Genomic DNA, 3934 nt, shown 5'->3' on the forward strand with positions numbered 1-3934 from the left:
GAGCTCGGAGATGTGTATAAGAGACAGCCCCCAACCCCTCCCCTGAAGGGGAGGGGCTTACGATATGACCGCCCCCGCAACCCACGTCTGGCGCCTGCTCAAATGGGGCCGCATCCTCGCGCGCCACGGCGCGCTGAGCGGCATCGAGCGCGATCAGAACACCCCGCTGCCGATCCGCCGCCTTGCCCGTATCGCCCGGATCGGCGCGCGCGTTCCAGCCGTGCCGCGTTATGCCGATGCGCTCCAGGCGATCGGCCCCGCCGCGATCAAGCTCGGCCAGACGCTCGCGACGCGCCCCGACATCGTCGGCGAGGCGGCGTCGAACGATCTGATGCGGCTCCAGGACGCGCTGCCGCCCGTCCCCTATGAGACGATCCACGCCGCGATGACGCGCGCCTTCGGGCGCGATCCGGCCGAGCTGTTCGCCTCGATCGATCCCGTGCCCGTCGGCGCCGCGTCGATCGCGCAAGTCCACCGCGGCGTCACCACCGATGGCCGCACCGTCGCGATCAAGGTGCTGCGCCCCGGCGTCGAAGTCGATTTCGCGCGCGCGATCGAGACCTATCAATGGGCCGCGGCGCAAGTCGAGGGCTATGGCGGCGAGCTCGCCCGCCTGCGCCCACGCCTCGTGATCGAAACCTTCAAGCGCTGGACCGCGCGCGAGCTCGACTTGCGGCGCGAGGCCGCCTCGGCATCCGAACTCGCCGACGCGATGACCGCCGAGCCCGATTTCCTGGTGCCCAAGATCGATTGGCAGCGCACCACCGGCAAGGTGCTGACGCTCGAATGGATCGACGGGATCAAGCTGTCGAACCGCCCGGCGCTGGTCGCGGCGGGCTACGACTTGCCGCTGCTCGCCAACACGCTCGTCCACGCCTTCCTGCGCCAGGCGATCGCCGAGGGGTTCTTCCATGCCGACATGCACCAGGGCAACCTGTTCGCGCTGCCTGGCAACAAGATCGCCGCGATCGACTTCGGCATCATGGGCCGGATCGACCGGCGCGCGCGCGTCTGGCTCGCCGAAATCCTCTACGGGCTGATCACCGGCAATTATAAGCGCGTCGCGGAAATTCATTTCGAGGCGGGCTATGTCCCGCCGCACCATAGTGTCGCCGAGTTTGCGACGGCGCTGCGTGCGGTCGGCGAGCCGATGCGCGGCATGTCGGTCAAGGACATGTCGATCGGGATGATGCTCGACGGGCTGTTCAACATCACGCGCGACTTCGATATGCAGACCCAGCCGCACCTACTGCTGCTGCAGAAGACGATGGTGATGGTCGAGGGCGTCGCGACGAGCCTCGATCCCGAGATCAATTTGTGGGACGCAGCGTCACCGTTCGTGCGCGAATGGATCCGCACCGAGCTTGGCCCCGAGGCTGCGGTTGCCGACCGGTTGGTCGAGGATTTCCGCACGCTCGCGCGACTTCCCGACTTGATCCGCAACATTGAACGGCGCTTCCCCAATCCGCCCGGCGCGCCGCCCGAGCCCCCCTTGCGCGAAATCGAGGTCGTGCGGATCGGCGGAGGCTGGCGCTATGCGCTCGTCGCGGTGCTGAGCGCGGGTGCCAGTCTGGGTCTGGGGTGGATGCTGTGGGGGTAAGGCGGCGCCGCCGCTCGCCGCGGCGCGACGCGCTGGCGTGAGTCCACGGCCGCCCTTCTGGCTGGCCGAGCCATCGCGCTATGCCGCGCTGTCGCAACCGCGCGCGCGGATCGCCGCGGCTTTGCTCGCCTTGCTGCTGCTTGCGACGCTGCTCGCGCTCGCCAGCCCCGGGCCGCCGCCGGTGAGCCACACGCCCGCGTCGCGCGCCGACGACCAGCGCGACGTCATGCTGTACGAGACGATCGTCCAGGGCATCCGCGGCGGGGGCGATTATTACAGCGTGACCGCACAGGCGCTGCGCACCGGCGATTATCCGATGCGTCCGTTCGTGACCTTCCGCTTGCCGACGCTCGCGGTCGTCCAGGCCGCGCTGCCGCGCCTGGCGACGATGGCGTTGCTCTACGCGCTCGTTGCTGGCGTCGGCTACGCCTGGTATCTGCGGCTCGGCGGGGTGTTCAATCGCCCCGCGCCGCGCCTCATCGCGCTTGCGCTGCTCGCCAGCGGACTGATGGCGTTCGTGCAAAGCGATCTCGTCGCCTTCCATGAGATCTGGGGCGGGCTTCTCATCGCGCTGTCGCTCGCGGTACGCCGCGAGGACAAATGGATCGAGGCGGTCGCGATCGGGCTGATCGCGATGCTGATCCGCGAGACCGCCGCGCTCTATGTCGGGGTGATGGTGCTGTTCGCGCTCGCCGAGGGGCGGCGGCGCGAGGCGATCGGCTGGGCGGCGACGCTCGGCGTGCTCGCGATCGTCGTCGCGCTCCACGCGCATGCCGTGGCGATGGTGGTGCGCGAGACCGACCCCGCCTCGCCCGGCTGGGCCGGGCTGCTCGGCTTTGGTTTCTTCGTGAAGACGATGCAGATCTCGACCGCGCTCGATCTTGCGCCGCTGTGGATCGCCGCACCGCTCGTCGGGTTGGCGCTGTTCGGTTGGTCGGCGTGGCGCAGTCCGCTCGCGCTGCGCGCGCTCGGCGTGTTCATTGCCTATGCGCTGCTGCTGGCGCTGTTCGGGCGGGTCGACACCTTCTATTGGGGTCTGATGATCGCCCCCACGCTCCTGATCGGCCTCGCCTTCGCGCCCGACGGCCTGCGCGACCTGATCGCGGCAGCGCGCGAGCCGCGACGGAAAATCATCGTGACGCGGGTGACGCGGTGAAGATCCTGCTGATCGTCGGCGGCGGGATCGCCGCGTACAAGGCGTGCGAGCTGATCCGGCTGTGCCGCAAGGCCGGGATCGGCGTGAAATGCGTGCTGACCGCGGGCGGCGCGCATTTCGTAACGCCGATGACGCTCGCGGCCTTGTCCGAGAACCAGGTCTATACCTCGCTGTGGGATCTCAAGGACGAGGCCGAGATGGGGCATATCCAGCTCAGCCGCGAGGCCGATCTGGTCGTCGTGGCGCCTGCGACCGCCGATTTGATGGCGAAGATGGCAGCGGGGATCGCCGACGATCTTGCGACCACGCTGCTGCTCGCGACCGACAAGGCGGTGCTCGCGGCGCCCGCGATGAACGTGCGGATGTGGCAGCACGCCGCGACGCGCCGCAACGTCGCCACGCTGCGCGGCGACGGGATCACCGTGCTCGAGCCCGACGAAGGTGCGATGGCGTGCGGCGAATTCGGCCCGGGGCGGTTGCCCGAACCTGCGGCGATCTTCGCGGCGATCCAGGCGGCGCTCGCCCGGTGAGCGCGCTTGCCGGACTGCACATCCTCGTCACCGCCGGCCCGACGCACGAGCCGATCGATCCAGTGCGCTATCTCGCCAATCGCTCGTCGGGGAAACAGGGTTTCGCGATCGCCGCGGCGCTTGCCGCGCGGGGCGCGCGCGTCACGCTGATCGCGGGGCCAGTGACGCTCGCGACGCCTGCCGGGGTGACGCGAGTCGATGTCGAGACCGCACTCGAGATGGAAGCGGCGGTGGCGGCCGCGCTGCCGGTCGATGCGGCGGTGCTCGTCGCGGCAGTCGCCGACTGGCGCGTCGACAGTGCGGGGCAAAAGATCAAGAAGGGCGCGGGCGGTCCGCCGATGCTCCATCTCGTCGAGAATCCCGACATTCTTGCGGGCCTTGCGCGCAGTCCGCTGCGGCCGCGGCTCCTGATCGGCTTCGCGGCCGAGACCGAACATGTGATCGACCACGCCACCGCCAAGCGCGTGCGAAAGCAGGTCGACTGGATCGTTGCGAACGATGTGTCGGGGGATGTGATGGGGGGTGCTGCGAACAGCGTGCATATCGTCACAGAGCACGGTGTCGAGAGCTGGGCGCGGATGGCCAAGGAAGCGGTCGCGGAACGGCTTGCGGAGCGGATCGTCCAAGCCCTGTCTCTTATACACATCT

Annotated in this window: 2 protein-coding genes and 1 pseudogene; all 3 read left to right on the forward strand. The window is 69.0% G+C overall.

The window, feature by feature from the left end; translation table 11 throughout:
• Nucleotides 1-64 precede the first annotated feature (64 nt).
• Nucleotides 65-1600, forward strand: a complete 1536-nt coding sequence (ubiB, locus tag QN347_RS18810; protein WP_322162308.1) for a 2-polyprenylphenol 6-hydroxylase — start codon at nucleotides 65-67, stop codon at nucleotides 1598-1600.
• 37 nt (nucleotides 1601-1637) lie between these two features.
• Nucleotides 1638-2756: a hypothetical protein gene (locus QN347_RS18815; protein WP_322162307.1), complete on the forward strand. Its 1119-nt coding sequence runs from the start codon at nucleotides 1638-1640 to the stop codon at nucleotides 2754-2756.
• Nucleotides 2753-3934 (forward strand): annotated as a pseudogene (gene coaBC, locus QN347_RS18820) (bifunctional phosphopantothenoylcysteine decarboxylase/phosphopantothenate--cysteine ligase CoaBC); the annotation flags it as partial. The gene QN347_RS18815 and the pseudogene coaBC, both read left to right, overlap by 4 nt.

The sequence above is a fragment of the Sphingomonas sp. 10B4 genome, assembly GCF_035019905.1.
In the GTDB taxonomy this organism is placed as follows: Bacteria; Pseudomonadota; Alphaproteobacteria; order Sphingomonadales; family Sphingomonadaceae; genus Sphingomonas; species Sphingomonas glacialis.